Source organism: Thermoflavimicrobium daqui (assembly GCF_003313465.1).
In the GTDB taxonomy this organism is placed as follows: domain Bacteria; phylum Bacillota; class Bacilli; order Thermoactinomycetales; family Thermoactinomycetaceae; genus Thermoflavimicrobium; species Thermoflavimicrobium daqui.
The window spans coordinates 294,796-312,238 of the sequence record NZ_KZ845665.1 but is presented as its reverse complement, the minus strand read 5'-3'; the positions used below and the strand labels follow the sequence as shown (position 1 = coordinate 312,238).

14 protein-coding genes and 1 other annotated feature are annotated in these 17,443 nt (G+C 38.5%); of the genes, 2 read left to right on the top strand and 12 right to left on the bottom strand.

The genetic code is table 11. The annotated features are described in order from the left end of the window. Positions 1–68 precede the first annotated feature (68 nt). Positions 69–2,477: a DNA internalization-related competence protein ComEC/Rec2 gene (locus DL897_RS07050; protein WP_113658440.1), complete on the bottom strand. Its 2,409-nt coding sequence runs from the start codon at positions 2,475–2,477 to the stop codon at positions 69–71. A 320-nt stretch (positions 2,478–2,797) separates the two neighbouring features. On the opposite strand from DL897_RS07050, the gene DL897_RS07045 reads away from it, so the two are divergent. After that, positions 2,798–3,445 (top strand): hypothetical protein, encoded by a 648-nt coding sequence (locus tag DL897_RS07045; protein ID WP_113658439.1) that lies wholly within the window; start codon positions 2,798–2,800, stop codon positions 3,443–3,445. A gap of 25 nt (positions 3,446–3,470) precedes the next feature. Here DL897_RS07045 and dcd read toward each other — a convergent pair whose 3' ends face one another. Continuing rightward, positions 3,471–4,028: a dCTP deaminase gene (gene dcd, locus DL897_RS07040; RefSeq protein ID WP_113658438.1), complete on the bottom strand. Its 558-nt coding sequence runs from the start codon at positions 4,026–4,028 to the stop codon at positions 3,471–3,473. A gap of 392 nt (positions 4,029–4,420) precedes the next feature. On the opposite strand from dcd, the gene DL897_RS07035 reads away from it, so the two are divergent. After that, the gene (locus tag DL897_RS07035) at positions 4,421–5,614 is read left to right on the top strand and encodes an ornithine--oxo-acid transaminase (protein ID WP_113658437.1); all 1,194 of its coding nucleotides are present in this window, start codon (positions 4,421–4,423) and stop codon (positions 5,612–5,614) included. 58 nt (positions 5,615–5,672) lie between these two features. Here the strand turns inward: DL897_RS07035 and DL897_RS07030 are convergent, their stop codons facing one another. The 10 genes from DL897_RS07030 to DL897_RS06990 form a co-directional block, all read right to left on the bottom strand. Further along, a complete protein-coding gene (locus DL897_RS07030) occupies positions 5,673–6,296 on the bottom strand; it encodes a helix-hairpin-helix domain-containing protein (RefSeq protein WP_113658436.1) in 624 nt (207 codons plus the stop codon). 139 nt (positions 6,297–6,435) lie between these two features. Beyond that, complete coding sequence (locus tag DL897_RS07025; RefSeq protein ID WP_168188694.1) at positions 6,436–9,768, bottom strand: AAA family ATPase; 3,333 nt, start codon at positions 9,766–9,768, stop codon at positions 6,436–6,438. Positions 9,769–10,105: 337 nt separating this feature from the next. Then, positions 10,106–10,255, bottom strand: coding sequence for a hypothetical protein (locus tag DL897_RS18180; RefSeq protein ID WP_206186499.1), 150 nt, complete (start codon positions 10,253–10,255; stop codon positions 10,106–10,108). A 162-nt stretch (positions 10,256–10,417) separates the two neighbouring features. Further along, positions 10,418–12,883 (bottom strand): leucine--tRNA ligase, encoded by a 2,466-nt coding sequence (leuS, locus tag DL897_RS07020; RefSeq protein ID WP_113658434.1) that lies wholly within the window; start codon positions 12,881–12,883, stop codon positions 10,418–10,420. A 62-nt stretch (positions 12,884–12,945) separates the two neighbouring features. After that, positions 12,946–13,193 (bottom strand) — a binding site (T-box leader). A gap of 133 nt (positions 13,194–13,326) precedes the next feature. Next, positions 13,327–13,674 (bottom strand): ribosome silencing factor, encoded by a 348-nt coding sequence (gene rsfS, locus DL897_RS07015; protein ID WP_420824123.1) that lies wholly within the window; start codon positions 13,672–13,674, stop codon positions 13,327–13,329. 60 nt (positions 13,675–13,734) lie between these two features. Next, positions 13,735–14,316, bottom strand: a complete 582-nt coding sequence (gene yqeK / locus DL897_RS07010) for a bis(5'-nucleosyl)-tetraphosphatase (symmetrical) YqeK (RefSeq protein WP_113658432.1) — start codon at positions 14,314–14,316, stop codon at positions 13,735–13,737. Beyond that, positions 14,306–14,890, bottom strand: a complete 585-nt coding sequence (locus DL897_RS07005) for a nicotinate-nucleotide adenylyltransferase (protein ID WP_240627294.1) — start codon at positions 14,888–14,890, stop codon at positions 14,306–14,308. Before DL897_RS07005 ends, yqeK begins: the two co-directional genes overlap by 11 nt. Positions 14,891–14,897: 7 nt before the next feature. Next, positions 14,898–15,761 (bottom strand): shikimate dehydrogenase, encoded by an 864-nt coding sequence (gene aroE, locus DL897_RS07000; protein WP_113658431.1) that lies wholly within the window; start codon positions 15,759–15,761, stop codon positions 14,898–14,900. A 47-nt stretch (positions 15,762–15,808) separates the two neighbouring features. Continuing rightward, complete coding sequence (gene yqeH / locus DL897_RS06995) at positions 15,809–16,915, bottom strand: ribosome biogenesis GTPase YqeH (RefSeq protein WP_113658430.1); 1,107 nt, start codon at positions 16,913–16,915, stop codon at positions 15,809–15,811. Further along, positions 16,912–17,433: a YqeG family HAD IIIA-type phosphatase gene (locus DL897_RS06990; RefSeq protein WP_113658429.1), complete on the bottom strand. Its 522-nt coding sequence runs from the start codon at positions 17,431–17,433 to the stop codon at positions 16,912–16,914. Before DL897_RS06990 ends, yqeH begins: the two co-directional genes overlap by 4 nt. Between the last annotated feature and the right edge of the window lie 10 nt (positions 17,434–17,443).

The window sequence follows — 17,443 nt, the reverse complement described above, 5'->3', positions numbered from 1 at the left end:
TTTCACCTCGCTTCTAGTTTACCGATTCTTTTCACATAGTTCCATATCATTATTTAGCCAATCATTTTTTAATGTACCGTTTCAATTTGGTAATACATAGGTGAAAACACAATTGTAACTGCACCATGCTGATCTGTTCTCCAAATTCTTATTTTTCTCTCACGTAGACGTTGTAACACCTTCGGCGATGGATGACCATATCGATTATCTCTTCCTACCGAAATAATCGCATCCTTGGGTGATAATTGTTTAAGCCAAGCTTGGGTCGTCGAAGTATCACTTCCATGATGAGCTACTTTTAGAATGGGAACAGTAGGTAAATTATAGTGAGACAAAATTCGCTGTTCAGCCTGCTTTTCAATATCCCCAGTCATCATGATCTGATGCTGATAAATAGACATTAAGAAAACGACAGAATCGTTATTTGTCTCCCTTTGATCTCCCAATAAATCTTGCTGATCAGGATGTAAGAAATACCAGCTTATTCCTTTTTCTACCTCCCATTTACTTCCAAGAGGTGCAATATAAATAGGAATATCTTTTTGTCTTAAGAGATTGATTAGCTTTTGTTCCATGCCTACTTTTGGAGGATGGGGGTTACGAATCACCTTTTTCACAGGGAAGCGGTTAACGATCGAGGTCACTCCACCAATGTGGTCCCCATCACCATGTGTAAGAACAAGCAGATCAATCTGCTTGATTCCACGATATTTCAAAAATGGAACGACGACTTGTTTACCCATATCCATTTCTTTCCGCCTACGTTGCCAATCTTCTGTCTTTCGGTCCGTTTTCCCTCCACCATCTACTACAATTACCTTTCCTTTTGCTGTCTCTAAAACCATTGTATCCCCTTGTCCTACATCTAAGAAAGTCATCCGTGTTTTACGTAGCCATGCAGGTGAGTAATATGCATAGATAAGAAGAAGGACCAAACTAATACTTGCGATTATTTGATGTCGGCGACGAAAAAATAAGTCTCCTACCCAAGCAATCCAAAGATATACTACCATTCCACTATATAATAAAATCCATATCCATGAAGGTGGTGTCCAAGTTAATTTCGTCCATGTCCATTCACTTAACCCGTTTATCATCCATGTTGATATACCTAACATCCCTGAAACGATTTGTGCGAAAATCCAACCTAGCCCTTCGCTAACTACACTAAACACCATACTTAGCATCGTTAAGGGTATCACCAAACTCAGTACTGGTACTAGTAGCAAATTAGCCAAAAATGAGATGAAGGAGAATTCAGAAAAGTAATAGATAATCAAAGGAAAAGAAGCTACTTGTGCAATCAATGTCACAGCTAATGCTTGACTAAGCCACTTCGGTAGCCCTGTTAGTTTGTCTGTTAAAGGCTCTACCCCAATGATTAATGCAGCTGTAATAATATAAGTCAATTGAAAGCCAACTTCAAATACTTGATAAGGATTCCAAATACACTGAATAATCAATGCGAATGATAAAAATGATAGAACATCTCGTGTATAGCGTAAAATGATCGCAAGCAATACCAATCCTGCCATAATCGCTGCACGTAAAACCGGTGCCCCTGCTCCTGTTAATATCACATATAATGGTAAAATTCCCAGGATAACTCCAGCTGCTTTCTCCCTAGTAAGCCCAATCCCTTTTAATATGATATATAAACTTGTGACAATGATACCTATATGTAAACCAGAAATAGATAGTATATGAGTAAGACCTAAGGTAGCATATTGTTCTTCTAATACAGGATCAACTCGCTGTCTTTCTCCTAAAAGCATTCCACGCAATAATCCTGCATGTGACTCAGGATAAAGTAGATCAATTTGTTGTGCTAGCTTATAACGAACTTGATCCAACCATCTCCATAGATCCCACTGTGATGAAGGGATCATTTGAGTCTCTTCTGTAAAACTTCCAATTCCAGTCCAATGAATAAATTGTCGATGTAAATAAATGGAGTAATCAAACCCTCCCGGGTTACGTACCGAAATGGGTTTAGTCATCTGTAGGGGCAGTCGGATCTGTGATGATCGTTTTAATAAATGTGATTTCTTCCAAGCTAACTTACTTCTGAGATAAAGGGTTACCTTTATTTTTTCGTCGGGAATCATCCAAACTTTTTGCTGATAAATAAGTCTCCTAACCTTCATTTCCAATAAGATTCGATCCCCATCAATCACAGGATCATTGATGATTTTTCCTGTGACCATGGCCCAAATGGGCATTTTAGATAAAAAGATGGAATCAAAAGAGGATTGATTTTTGGCCTCTACATAGCCAAGGCGACTGGCTCCAATAAAGATTCCACAAAAAAGAAGTAGTAATAGAAGCCCTTTATTTTGATATAAATACTGCCATATTCCCACTAGCAAGACAATGATACAAATACCCATATATATCCAGATATGTTTTCCTACCATATCTGCTAACACAATCCCAGATAGAATACCACCTGCTATCCAAACAAGCGGACGATGCATTTTGTTCTTCACACCTTTTTCCAATACTAGATTATCTTTACTACACTTCCCGTGAAGCTCATGATTTTCCTTCCTATTTCGACAAATTCTATTTTAAACTGTCAAATATATATCTTTTGTATATCTATGAAATGTATTATATTTATGGTATTGTAATTTTGTGCTCTCGAACTCATATCAGTACATTGTAAAATCTCAAAAAATGGGGACAAGTCATAAAAAAATAATAGGCTATTTCATCTATCATATTACAAAATAGTAACTGCATTCAAAATATTAATAGTAAATCATACCTCTAACTATAAGAAAGGGGATTCAGCTTGCGTAAACGAAAACGCTTAAAAAATATCCTAGAGGATGAAACGACTATCCTGAAGGATGAAACATCTCTACGTAGAAAAAGACCCAACAAAATGAGTCGATCGATGTGGCCTATGATCGGAACAGCCCTACTCATACTCATTACAGCAGGATCGATCTATATATGGGCAACATCCGAGTCCAAACCAGACAAACCAACTGCTATGGGAAACACCCCAACTCCAAAAGCAAAGCCTGATGACAGCTCGACAATCAATGTACCAGCCACATTTCCTCAAGAATCTAAAAAGGTCCAAGAAAAACCAAAAGAAGTCATCATCCCTATAAAAAATGAACAGGCGAAGGTAAAAGTAGAAAAGTCATCTCCACCATCAGCCAAACAAAATCAAAGTACTCCGCCACCTAATAACAACCCGGAACCTGAGGAACAGGAAAACTCTCCTCCAAAACCCAACCCGGAGAACAAAGATAAAGATAATCCATCCACTATTAATGAATGGAAATCGAATAAACGGTACTTCAGAGGTGACAAAGTCACTTATCTAGGATTGGTATATGTAGCTGTACATCCTAATGTTGGAAAAGAGCCTGATCGCGCCTTTATACCAGGTGTAGGAAATTATTGGAAGGCAATCGGAAGCCCTTGATTTTGCTTAAATCAAGGGCTTCTTTTCATACTTGTGGTAAGGTAATTCCAACTTGCTGCTGATATTTACCCTGCTTGTCTCGATAAGAGACTTCACATACTTCATCACTTTCTAAGAATAAAACTTGACATAATCCTTCATTGGCATATATTTTGGCAGGTAATGGAGTCGTATTGGATATTTCTAATGTAACATACCCTTCCCAACCGGGTTCAAATGGCGTTACATTGGTAATAATTCCACAACGAGCATAAGTCGATTTTCCAACACAAACAGCTAAGACATTTTCCGGGATACGAAAATACTCCACAGAACGAGCAAGCGCAAATGAATTAGGTGGAATAATACATACATCCCCTTTAAAATCGATAAAAGAGTCTTTACTAATATTCTTTGGATCGATTACGGAGTTTAAAGCATTATGAAAAATCTTAAACTCATCAGCTACTCGTAGATCATATCCATAACTACTTAAACCAAAGCTAACTGCCTCTCCCTTTCCTACATTACGATCTATAAACGGTTCAATCATTTTGTTTTCTTGTGCCATCTTACGTATCCACTTATCTGATTTAATGGTCATCTTAATAGCTCCTTTATATACTGGATTCTCATTTTCCATTTTACATAATGCTAGAAGGGATACAATATGCCATTTTTTTGTGCTTATAAGAAGACATAACTAGCGTCAAATCTTTCATTAGCCTTAAACGGTTCTATAAAGAAAAGATGTCTCTCTACTTTTTTATTCTATCGACCCCTAAGCAAAGGATGTATGTATATACATCCACTCTTTAAGAAAGCATAGAAATGAAGGGTTTATCTTACCAATTAAATAAGGCTTTTTAAAATTTAAATATAAACTCTTCTAAATTAAATAAATTCACCCTTGCGATTAAACATGCATTTTATTGATTTCTAGCATTTTACAACTTACAATATATGTGAAGTATCAAGTAAAAAGGAGGATATATTATGTCTAAAAACCAAGCTTTAATTGAATTAACAGAAAAATATGGTGCACGAAATTATCATCCACTTCCTATTGTTTTAGCAAAAGGTGAAGGAATCTGGGTTGAAGATGCCGATGGCAATCGATATATGGATATGCTTAGTGCCTATTCCGCATTAAATCATGGACATCGCCATCCTCGTTTAATTCAAGCGTTAAAAGAACAAGCAGATCAAATTACCTTAACATCCCGGGCTTTCCATAATGATAAGCTGGGTATTTTTTATGAAAAAGTCGCAGCAATGACTGGAAAAGAAATGGTCCTTCCGATGAATACAGGTGCTGAAGCTGTCGAAACCGCTATCAAAGCAGCTCGTCGCTGGGCTTATGATATTAAAAAGGTACCTGACAATCAAGCAGAGATTATCGTATGTGAAGACAATTTCCACGGCCGAACAGTGACAGCGATTTCACTTTCTTCTAATGAAGAATATCAACGTGGTTTTGGTCCACTTACCCCTGGGTTTAAAGTGATTCCTTATGGTGATCTCGAAGCTTTAAAAAACGCAATTACGCCTAATACAGCAGCTTTCATGCTTGAACCTATCCAAGGTGAAGCTGGGGTTATTGTACCTCCAGAAGGCTATCTCCAAGCAGCTTATGAAATTTGTAAAGAAAACCAAGTACTATTTATCGCTGATGAAATTCAAACAGGATTCGGACGTACAGGGCAAACTTTTGCTTGTGATTGGGAAAATGTTAAGCCCGATATGGTAATCATGGGTAAAGCACTCGGTGGTGGTGTCATGCCAATTTCTGCTGTTGCTGCTGATAAAGAGATTCTTGGCGTGTTTGAACCAGGTTCTCATGGTTCGACTTTTGGTGGGAATCCACTTGCTTGTGCTGTAGCCATTGCTGCTCTTGACGTACTCGAAGAAGAAGAATTACCCAAACGCTCACGTGAACTCGGTGAATATTTTATCGAAGAGCTACGTAAAATCGAAAACCCTATCATTAAAGAAGTTCGCGGAAAAGGGCTATTTATTGGAATGGAACTTCACGAAGCAGCACGCTCATACTGTGAACAATTAATGGAAGAAGGACTTCTCTGTAAAGAAACACATGAAAATACCATTCGTTTTGCTCCACCACTAACCATTACCAAAGAAGAGCTCGATCTTGCATTGGACAAAGTGAAAAAAGTTCTAACGAAGTAATTTAAATACAGCAAGTAAAATGGTACCTTTCCTCTTATAGGGATGGTACCATTTTTATCTAAACTGTGATCTGTTCACGAAATCGATTTAGAGTCTTTTCACCAATCCCAGGTACGCCAGTCAAATCATCTACTGTACGAAATGGACCATGTTCTTCACGATATTTTATAATCGCTTTTGCTTTAGCTGGCCCTAGTCCTTCTAATTCTTCTAGTTCCTGGAGAGTGGCCTTATTGATATTTACTTTTTGGTCAGAATTTTGGGACGATCCTATATTAATTGCTGGAGCTTGTCCGATACTCGTTATTTCTTCTCCCTTCTTCGGTACATATATGACCATACCATCTTTGATCTCCTCTGCTAAATTAACCCGATTCAGGTCTGCAATATCTCTAGCTCCCCCAGCTTTTTGAATCGCTTGATAAGCACGAGCTGGTGAATTGAGTTCATATATTCCAGGCTTATAGACAGCACCTTTTACATCAACGATAAGCTGTGAAGATTTCGTTGAAGGTGATTTTTCTATTTTCTCCTTCACTGGACGATAATCTTGTAATTTTGTCTCCTCTAGAGGTGAATCAGTCTGCTCAGGTAAGAAAACGGCAATTACTGTAATTATTCCCATTACAAATAGAGAGATCAACATTTTCTTTTCTCGTGGTGTAAAATCAAAGGAAATCAATTTCTCACCCCTTCACTTCTATTTAATACTTATTATACAAAAATATACTATTTTGATAAGTCATAATTGTCCGATGTTAAAATAAACCTAGCACCTTTCTATTGGATGCTAGGTTTAAAGATCCTATTTATGAATGGCTTCATTTTGCTTCTTTGATCCATTTTTCTCCTTCCAGTTGATTTTGTTCCAATCCTGTACCCGTACAGAGTCGCTTTCCTAACTCGAGCATGGCCCCAACATTACCTGATATAGCTGCCTCTTCAAGCCAATTCTTTCCTTTAACTTCGCATTTTTCTAAGCCATGCCCCTCTAACAATCGATCTGCCAAAGTAATCATGGCCTTTACATTTCCATACTCAGCAGCTCTTTTTAGCCACTTTTCCCCTGTTTCTTTATCTGTGTCCAATCCAGTTCCATCTAAAAGGCGATTTCCAAGAATAAACATTGCTTCAACATTTCCATTAATAGCTGCTTCTTCTAACCAATTTCTACCCGCTACTTTATCTTTTTCAAGCGCTATCCCTTCAATATAGCGTATTCCCAATTCAAGCATCGCCCCTTCATTTCCTTGACTTGCGAGCTGTTCTAGCCATGCCTTTCCTTCCCATTTGTTCACCTCTAGCCCCTTTCCATCTAATAGGCGGCGACTGAGTTCCAATTTTGCTCCTGTATTCCCATCTTTCGCAGCTTTCTCCAGCCATTTCTTTCCATTTTCTTGTTCAGCCTCCAATCCTCTTCCATCTAATAAACGACGACCCAGCTCGAGCATCGCACCAGAATTTCCATTATGCGCTGCTTCTTCTAGCCACTTTCTCCCTACTATTTCTTGACGGCTTATGCCTTTTCCATCTAGAAAACGGCGCCCTAGTTCAAGCATGGCTCCTGTATGACCTCGAACAGCTGCTTTTTCCAGCCAACTTCTTCCTTCTTCTTTTCCTTTTGCTAATAAGCAACTTCCTAAAGTATACATGGCTCCAACATGTCCACACTTTATCGCTTTTTCAAGCCATTTTCTACCTAATTCTTCGTCCTTCGGTAATCCCTTTCCTTGCATAAACCGACGACCTAACTCCAGCATCGCAGCTACATGGTCCCTACGTGCTGCTTCTTTAAGCCACTTTTCTCCTTCTATTACATCACGCTTAAGTCCTCGACGATCTAACAGGCGACGAGCCAGTTTTACCATTGCTCCTGTGTGCCCACTGTAAGCCAATTTCTCTAACAAGTATTTTCCGCGCGATTCATTCCGCGGCAATCCTTTTCGATCTAACAGGCGATTCGCTAATGTTAATACTGCTTCATCATAACCACACTCAACTGCTTTTTCGAGCCATTCTCTCCCCTTGTCTATATCTCGTTCCATTCCTTTACCGTCAAGTAAGTAGTTACTCAACACCAGCATCGCTTCAGTATTTCCTTGATTTGCAGCTCTTTCCAACCACATTATACCTTCAGCAAACTTCTCTTTGCTCCTTTTCCCCCCTAATCGTTCCATTCCCATTGCCAACATAGCCGGAGCATGTCCTAAATCAGCTGATTTTCTTAAACAATGGCTAGCCAGTAATGTCATCCCTTTATCCTTTTGGATCTGTTGAAACATTCCATACAAGAGATCTGCTTCTTTTTCTTGATTCAACTGATCAACCAATTTTATCGTTATCTCAGCAAATTTCTTTTGGCGAATATTTTGTTGATTTGCCCAATGAAAGGTGAATCGACTTAAAACATCGAGCACAACCTTTGTATCAAAATACTCTTTTAACTGAAGCAACCAATGAATGATCTTTTTAAAGAACGGAATTAAGTCGAATTGATTATAATAAGTTTCACGAATATACTCAGCATACGAAGATAAGCTTAATCTAAGCATTTGTGAATTTAAACCTTCTAGCTGACCATTAAACTTTGCTAATCTTTTTTTCAGAGTTGGTTTATCGATTTGAATTCCATTTTGATATAAAAAATAATGCACGAGATCTAAATGAAGCGGGCCAACCGGCTCAAATATAGCTAACAGTTTTAATACTTTATCTAAAGCTGCTTGTTCTTTCGTATCACTTGAATGATTCCATTCTTGTATCCACTCTTCAAAAAAAATGTGAGCTTGAAAAGGCTGAATATCTTGTAGTTCTTTTCCCTCTTGCAATTGTTGGGAGACATATTGAACATATACAGGCCAACCTGCGTTCTTATGCCACCATTTGCTTACTTCACGTGCTCCTACTTTATCTTCATTAACACTTAAAACATCAAGTGCTTCCTGCTCTGTAAAATGGCCTATTCGCCATATTTCTAATGAATTTGCTTTAATATGATGATGAACCCACCTTTCAGCGAATGAGTTCGATTGAGTTGTTAGTAAAACCTTTGCACCTAGAGGTAATGATGTAGGCAGAAAAGAAAAAAGTTGGTTATCATATTTACCTATTTCATCGAAGTGATCGATAATAAGTAGCGCTTGTCCACGCTCCTTAACCATTTGCTCCAATAATTGCGTGATTAACCTGCGATACTGCTCCATTCTTTTCGAAAGTGGTTCCTTTGGCAAAATTTGTTGATGAATTGGGTTTACCATCAGTGTATTCGCTTGTTCCATTACTGAATTCATCAACGTTCCTATCCGATTCGACTGCTTCCCATCAACAAAAAGAGTAAAAGGTAACCAAGGTGCAGTTCGCTGCACATGATCAGCATAGAAACCATAAACAGGAGTCGTGTTAACTAAATTTTCGATCATTTGACTTACTAATGTAGATTTTCCACTTCCTTCAAACCCTGTTAACAAATAATATTTCCCTTGCTCCCTATTTCCGTCATTCAATTGTAATTTTTTCGTCATTTGTAAAACCAATTCTTCGCGTGTCAAGAAAGCTTTGACTTTTTGTAAACGAACACTTTCAGTCGATTGCAAAAGAGAGATCGTTTCTTCGTTTTCTATCGAATGAACAACTAAATTTCTTAGTCGTAATTGAATGGCTTCAAAATGTCGATACAATGGTGCAATGATAACAGCCATTGTCGCCTTGATCAATTGATCTTCTTTAATATCCGACAATGGTTGATCTGAATAGATCAAGCTATTTCTCATTTGATATGCCAAATCAAATAATCGATTAATTTCATCCTCAAGATCATCCGAATGAACTTGAAGTACATTCATTATCTCCCAAAGATTCATTTCAGGATAAAGAGGCTGTTTAGGAAAAACGTAGTGATATACAACTTTAAACCATTCATCTATCAATTCTAATAAAGACTTGGGATTACTTGTGGAATAAGTATGTAATCTTTCACTAAACCTATCGATAAGTCCCCAAGGAGAGATTCCTTTACCGGCTACTAACAAGCGATCTCCAAGTATTAAAGCTTGTTCTAGCTGACCTGACTTTTCTCTATATGTTCTGCTCTTTACAAAGAACTCATCGGTTACCATTTGGAAATTTTCAATCTGACTAAGAAACGGTGTTTGCAAAACCATCTACCTCTTCTTTCTAGAAATGATTTCATATGTATCTTCCACGATAATAATTCTTATTCATTATACATCTTCTTTATTTTAGAAATTACCTATGTCACATAGTTGATATAAATTGGATAAAAAAAAGACAGACTTTGCCACAGTCTATCATAGTCATTAGATGAAGGTACTTTCCTTTTCACTCCCGTCCATTAACAAAAGCAAAATTTATTGAACTGGAAAAGGAAAACCAAGTACAAACCACCTCGATATTTCATCGTCTGTCAAAAATCTTATTCCATACAAAAGGAACTTATATTCTTTGTAATATCGACTCCATTAGGTATATCCCTTATGTAGCAGGGAAATTTGGCCCTTTAACTTTTTTCTCCTTATTTGCCTCGACGGCTTCCCCTAATGGTGTTCCTTTTCTAGCTAGATAGTCATCTCGTCCTTTACTTGTTCCTTCTGAGTGAATTGGATTGGGTTTTCGTCGTTCCATCATCTTCCCTCCCTCCTTTATATAGCAATCCCCAAAGCAGATCCTTCCATACTATACTAGATAAAAAAACACCCTAGCTTTTGAATTAAGCTAGGGAAAAGTCACTCTCAAAAGCAACGAAAAACAGTAAAACCTATTTGTTTACTCTTCTGGGAACCATAGTTAACCTACAACAATATTTACAAGCCGTCCGGGTACAACAATTACTTTGCGTACTGTTTTGTTAGCAATCAACTGCTGAACTTTTTCTTGAGAGAGAGCTAGCTTTTCTATTTCAGCTCGGTCAGCTTTAGTTGGAACCATTAATTTCTCTTTCACTTTTCCATTGATCTGCACGACAATTTCAACTTCATCTTGAACCAGTGCTGCTGGATCATGAATTGGCCAGGAAACTAGATGAATACTACCCTCTTTATCCATCATTTCCCACAATTCCTCAGTAATGTGTGGCACAAAAGGAGCTAATAAAATAACAAGGGTTTCCAATCCTTCTTTGAAAGTACCACGATCTGCTTGCTCCGGATAACTATATAATCCATTTACAAGCTCCATAATAGAACTAATTGCGGTATTAAAATGATTTCGTTCACCAATTTCATGCGTAACCTTCTTAATGGTTTGATGTAAGAGACGACGTAACTCTTTCGCTTCCTTATCCGACTGCCCGTTCGGTTTTAACTCTTGATGAAATAGATCTTTATTCTGAACGATTAAGCGCCATACACGGCTTAAGAAGCGATAACTTCCTTCTACCCCTGCATCATTCCAATCTAGATCACGATCTGGTGGTGCTGCAAATAAGATAAATAATCGAGCTGTATCGGCTCCATACTTCTCAATAATCTCCAAAGGACTTACAACATTTCCTTTGGATTTAGACATTTTCGCGCCATCTTTAAGAACCATACCTTGGGTCAGCAAGCTAGTAAATGGCTCATCGACTGAAAGCATTCCAGCATCATATAGTACTTTTGTAAAGAAGCGTGAATATAGTAAATGTAATACCGCATGCTCAATCCCACCAATGTATTCATCGACAGGCATCCAGCCATCCGCATTTTCCTTTGCAAAAGGAATTTTACTATTTTTGGCATCCGTATAACGCAGGAAGTACCAAGATGAATCAATAAACGTATCCATCGTATCTGTTTCTCTTTGTGCGGTCTTACCACAGCTTGGACAAGTAGTTTGAGCGAAAGATTCCGAAGTAGTAAGTGGGTTTCGTTTCCCATCAAACACGACATCTTCTGGTAATATGACAGGCAAATCTTCTTTAGGCACAGGTACAACGCCACAGCTTTCACAATAGATCATAGGGATTGGGGCACCCCAATAGCGTTGACGAGAAATCAGCCAATCACGTAAACGATAATTGACCGTAGGTCCCCCCTTCTTCATATCTGCCAAATAGTTCGCAATCGTTTGTAGCCCTTGGCGATTTGGCATTCCGGAAAATGCCCCTGAATTCACCAAAATACCATCCTCAACAAATGCTTTGGAAAGGTTCTTTTCATCTAGTTCATCATTTTCAGGTCGAATTACCACTTGTATTGGCAACTCGTATTTCTTGGCAAACTCAAAATCACGCTCATCATGAGCAGGAACACCCATCACCGCACCCGTCCCATAGTCCATTAATACATAATTCGCTACCCAAATCGGTACCAACTTTTCAGTAAGTGGATGTTTTGCATAAGCTCCAGTAAACCAACCTATTTTCTCTGTATCTGTAGAAGTACGCTCGATGTCCGTTTGCTTTTTCATTTGCTCGATAAATGCCAAAATATCTGATTCTGTTTCTTTCCCTTTAATTAATTGAGGTACCAAAGGATGTTCTGGAGCTAGCACCATATAAGTTACCCCATATAAAGTATCAGGACGGGTAGTAAAAACGGTAACTTGTTCATTTTCTAATTCAGGAATTGTAAATGTAACATGAGCACCTTCACTCTTACCAATCCAATTACGCTGCATTGCTTTAACCTTATCAGGCCATTTAGGTAATTGTTCAAGCCCTTCTAACAAGCGTTCAGCATAATCAGTAATACGCAAAAACCATTGTTCTAGCTCTTTTTTTGTTACTTCTGTATCACAACGCCAGCACTTTCCATCTTCGACTTGCTCATTGGCCAAAACCGTACTACATGTTGGACACCAATTAACTGATGCTTTTTTACGATAAGCTAGTCCACGTTCATAAAGTAACAAGAATAGCCATTGCGTAAACTGATAATAGTCTGGTAAACATGTGCCAACATAACGATCCCAATCATAAGAAGCTCCGATTAACTTTTGCTCACTACGGATACGTTCCATATTATTGATCGTCCACTCTCTGGGGTTAATCCCCCGTGAAATGGCAGCGTTTTCAGCAGGTAAGCCAAAAGCGTCTGCTCCCATCACATGGAGTACACGATAACCATTCATCTTACGAAATCGTGCAATAACATCGCCAATCGAATAGACTCGCATATGTCCCATATGTAGCCCTTCACCCGAAGGATATGGAAACTGTTCTAATGTATAATATTTTGGCTTTTTCAGATCCTCTTCTGTTTGATGAATTCCTATTTGTTCCCAATATTTCTGCCACTTTGCTTCAATTTCATTTGCTTTATACTCTTTCATAACATCCCCTCCTACTATTAATACCGTAAAACTATAAAAACCTCCCGCCCTCAGCTTTTTTAGCTAGGGACGAGAGGTTAGCTAACATTCCCGCGGTACCACCCTAATTAGTGTCTATCAGACAAAGACAGTCTTTCTGATAAAGACACTCACTTTAATATCTGATAACGGAGATGAGCCGCCAAAAAGTACTTATTTTCCCTTTTGGAGCGATAAAGTGAGTTCATTTGCTTTCTCAGATTGGCTCACACCGAAACGCCAACTCTCTGAGCTGAGTCCACAAGTTACTACTCTTCATCATTGCCTGTTAATATTTAATAAAAATTATATGGAGAATTACGAGGTATGTCAATGGCTTTTTAGCCCTTTTTGTGTAATAACGATCCTATTTTTACTGGACTTAGTCCCCTGTTTATTTTATGCCAGCATTCATAAAAGCATGTCTACTGTACAAGAACTTGTCTAGCATCTCCCCACAGACGTTCTAAATCGTAAAAATGACGTTCATCCTTGTGGAAAACATGAACAACCACATCGCCGAGATCTATTAAAACCCAACGCGCATCACGTAATCCCTCAATTCCTTTAACCATGATGCCTTCTTTTTGGACTTTTTCTTTAACTGCTTTTACAATTGCCTGTACTTGGGTCTGTGAATTACCATGACAAATCACGAAGTAATCAGCAAATACAGACAGTCCGCGAATATCCAAGATGGTTACGCCTTGCGCTTTCTTTTCTCCGGCAGCGGTGGCTGCTATCTGCGCGATTCCCACTAGATTCAAACAGATTCCTCCCTTGCATTTATCAAAGTACACTTTCTATTTTCATTCAGGCAGTCGCTTAGGCATTTAGGATTTACTGTTTTCCTTTACTCGATCTAAATAATAATTCCGTGTTATGAATGTGAGTGGATAAACCTTCTGCTTACGTCTAATCAAAAACATAATGGTATTTTCTAGGGACTGAAGCAGCGCCTGATCTAAGTCTAGTTTGGCCCATTTTCGAATTTCGTCTATACCAGGAAACTGACGACCTGGTTCAATATAATCAGCTAAAAAGATAATTTTTTCTAAGACAGACATATTGGGACGTCCTGTCGTATGATAACGAATAGCGTTTAATACATCTTCTTCTAAAACTCCCCATTTTTCCCTAGCTACCTCAGCACCAACTGGACCATGCCAGATCTCTTTATTATAAAGTAGCAATTCTTCGGGTAAACTTTTTTCTTGAATCCAAGCCACCAATTGCTCATCGGACCAAAACTTACAGTAATCATGCAAAATCGCTGCCAGTTCAACCTGATGTGATTGGATCTCAGCTTGTTGCTCTGCTAATTCTAATGCCATATCACGAACACGGAGTGTATGTTCCCATCTGGATAAAGGCATCTGCTTTTTAGTAGCTTGGATAATTTGTTCAAGATCCATACAAATGATGCTCCTTTATATACTGTTCAACAGAGAACGGAACTAAATATCGGACCGATAGCCCTTGCTTTAGCTGTTTTCGAATATATGACGAAGAAAGACTAATTTCAACACGATCTGTAACCCAGTTTACTTTTGTCGCGATCCAAGAAGGTAGATTTTCCACCAATACATTGGGGCGTTTTAGCCCTATAATCTGTGAAAGTTCAAGGATTCTTTCTATTTTATACCAATTTGGTAAATCTTTAACCATGTCTGCCCCGATAATGATCGAAAATTGTTTATTAGGCCAGACTTTATACAGTGTTTCTAATGTATGAACAGTATAAGATGGGCTAGGTAAATGTAGTTCGATTTCTGATAAATGAAAATGAGGGTGATTGTCAATCGCTAACTTGACCATTTGTAACCGATGCTCAACCGCTGTCACTTTCTTATTTAGTTTATGCGGTGGAGAAGCTGAGGGAATAAACCATACTTGGTCTAATCCAGCTACCTCACGTGCTTGCTCAGCAATTAGCAAATGTCCCAAATGAATCGGATCAAAAGTACCACCCATGATTCCAATTTTCACGACTTGTTCACTCTTTCTTCTTAGCTGCGGATAGAGATGCCTCTAATACTTCTTTCATCAACTGAATAGGTGCTGCCTTACCTAGCCATAATTCAAAAGCGATTGCTGCTTGATGTACAAGCATTCCCAATCCATTATGGACTTGTGCCCCTAATTGTTTAGCTGTTTGAAGTAACTCGGTTTCTTTAGGGTGATAAATCAGGTCACTTACAACCAAATTTTCATGCAACCATGACTTCGGAATTGGGGCTTGAGAAGTATTTGGGTGCATACCTATTGAGGTGGTATTAATGAGTAACGTCGCTTCCTGTATCGACTGATTTGCATGTGATAGTGCAAGCGCTTCAGTGCTTGTCCATCTGGATAGATGCTTTGCCAGTTGATCAGCCTTTTGGACGGTACGATTCGCAATCGATATTTTCCTCACGCCAGCTGTCGCCAAAGCATAACCAACTGCTCTCGCTGCTCCTCCCGCTCCTAGCATCACCACTTTCTGCTCCGACAGCTTAAGTGGGATTTCTTCAACTAATGAGCGTAAATATCCAACCCCATCTGTATTATGTCCTACCCATTTTCCAGCATCTTGAACCACTGTATTTACTGCACCGATTTCTTTTGCACTATCATCTAATTCATCTAAAAAATTTATTACTTCCACTTTATAAGGAATCGTTACATTAAAACCACGAAATTTTAGAGACTTCATCCCATTTACTGCTTGCTCTAGCTTTTCAGGATCAATATCATAAGCTAAATAAACATAAGGTAAACCTAAATATTGACAAGCACGGTTCATCATATCAGGTGACTTTGAATGGGCCACAGGGTGACCAATTAAACCCATTGCCCCAGTTTGACTCGTTATTCTCATTTACTCCCTCCTCTCCGTACAAGAATAGCTCACATGAGCACTAGGATCTATATAATGGATGGGCGTGTTACCACTTGAATTCCTTCTGGAGCCCAGACATCTAGCAATCCTTTTTCTTTGCCACAAGCAATCCAACCTAGACCAGAAATGACCACATCTTGTTTTTCTTTTCCTGATAAGGCAATTCGATGTTTTTTCCATGGTGGTAATTGGGCTGGATCTTTAGGTGGAGATAACATTTTCCCATGATGTTTAGCTAAAAATTCATCCGCACTATCCACTTTTGTTCGATGCACATAGAGATGGTTGGATACATAGCAGACAAATGATTGTCGCCCCCCTGTTAAATAATCCATCCGTGCTAATCCACCAAAAAATAATGTCTGTTTTTCTTTTAATTGGTAAATTCGTGGATTTAAAGTGTTCTTCGGCATAATAACATGTAAATCAGTCGGACAAACCCATTCACTTAGCCGATCTTTACGGACGATACCAGGAGTATCGATGATTGCTTTCCCATCATCGAGTGGGATACGAATTGCATCTAAAGTTGTACCTGGATAAGGTGATGTCGTAATAATGGCATCTAAGCCAGCTACTTCTTTTAGAATTCGATTAATTAATGTGGACTTTCCAGCATTCGTTGTTCCAACGATATAGACATCACGTCCCTCACGATATTTTTCAATTGCGGCAATAGCAGTATCGATATGTACTCCCTTATTGGCACTACAAAGAATAATATCTACTGGCTTTACTCCTAGTTCATTGGCGTATTTACGTAGCCATTCTTTTAATCTCCCCCACTTCGTAGAGCGTGGAAATAGGTCGATTTTATTAGCTAATAACAATAATGGATTTTTACCGATATGTCGATGAATGCCTGAAATCCAACTCCCTGAAAAATCAAAAAGATCAACAACTTGTACTACTAAACTACGAGTGTTTGCAATTTCATCTAGCTTTTGAAGGTATACACTAGGATCTTGGTTAATGGGTGCTATTTCGTTATAATGACGAATCCGATAGCATCTTCTACAATAAATTTCATCTCGTTTTTCTAGTGCTTGTACTGGTACATATCCTAATTGTGATGGATTTTTTGTCTGTAATATAATACCACAGCCATCACAATGGAATTCTGCCTCATTCAATTTCCTTCCTCCCAACCGAGTAATCCACGTTTTTTCATCCAATGAAAAAACAATCGTTCAATTCGACGATTTATCCTTGTAAAAATACCTTCTACGTTGGATACTGGAACAACCAAAATCGTATATAACCCCATGCGATTTCCGCCAAGAACATCTGTTAAAAGCTGATCTCCAATCACTACTGTTTCTTCTTTCTTTGCTTGCAGCTGCTCTAATGCTTTTCGAAAAGCTTGTGATAAAGGCTTTTTCGCTGCATGAATAAACGGAATGTCCAATGGATAAGCAAACTTTGAAACACGTGTTTTGGTGTTATTCGATACAATGATGACTTGGATCCCCATCTGTTGAATTTCATCTAACCACTCTATTAATCTTGGTGTCGCATCTGGACGAGTGGACTCTACTAAAGTATTATCCAAATCAACGATAACGGCACGTATTCCCCGATCCTTAAGACCTTTAAAATCAATTTTATATATGGATTGCGCATAGTGGTCTGGTATAAGCATTTTAAGCACGGAGTCCACC

Excerpts from the sequence above, each read along its gene's own strand:
- dcd (WP_113658438.1), bottom strand. The coding sequence starts at position 4,028 with ATGACCATTAAATCAGATAAGTGGATACGTAAGATGGCACAAGAAAAC.
- aroE (WP_113658431.1), bottom strand. The coding sequence starts at position 15,761 with ATGAGAATAACGAGTCAAACTGGGGCAATGGGTTTAATTGGTCACCCT.
- yqeK (WP_113658432.1), bottom strand. The coding sequence starts at position 14,316 with ATGGATCTTGAACAAATTATCCAAGCTACTAAAAAGCAGATGCCTTTA.
- leuS (WP_113658434.1), bottom strand. The coding sequence starts at position 12,883 with ATGAAAGAGTATAAAGCAAATGAAATTGAAGCAAAGTGGCAGAAATAT.
- DL897_RS18180 (WP_206186499.1), bottom strand. The coding sequence starts at position 10,255 with ATGGAACGACGAAAACCCAATCCAATTCACTCAGAAGGAACAAGTAAA.
- DL897_RS07050 (WP_113658440.1), bottom strand. The coding sequence starts at position 2,477 with ATGCATCGTCCGCTTGTTTGGATAGCAGGTGGTATTCTATCTGGGATT.
- DL897_RS07035 (WP_113658437.1), top strand. The coding sequence starts at position 4,421 with ATGTCTAAAAACCAAGCTTTAATTGAATTAACAGAAAAATATGGTGCA.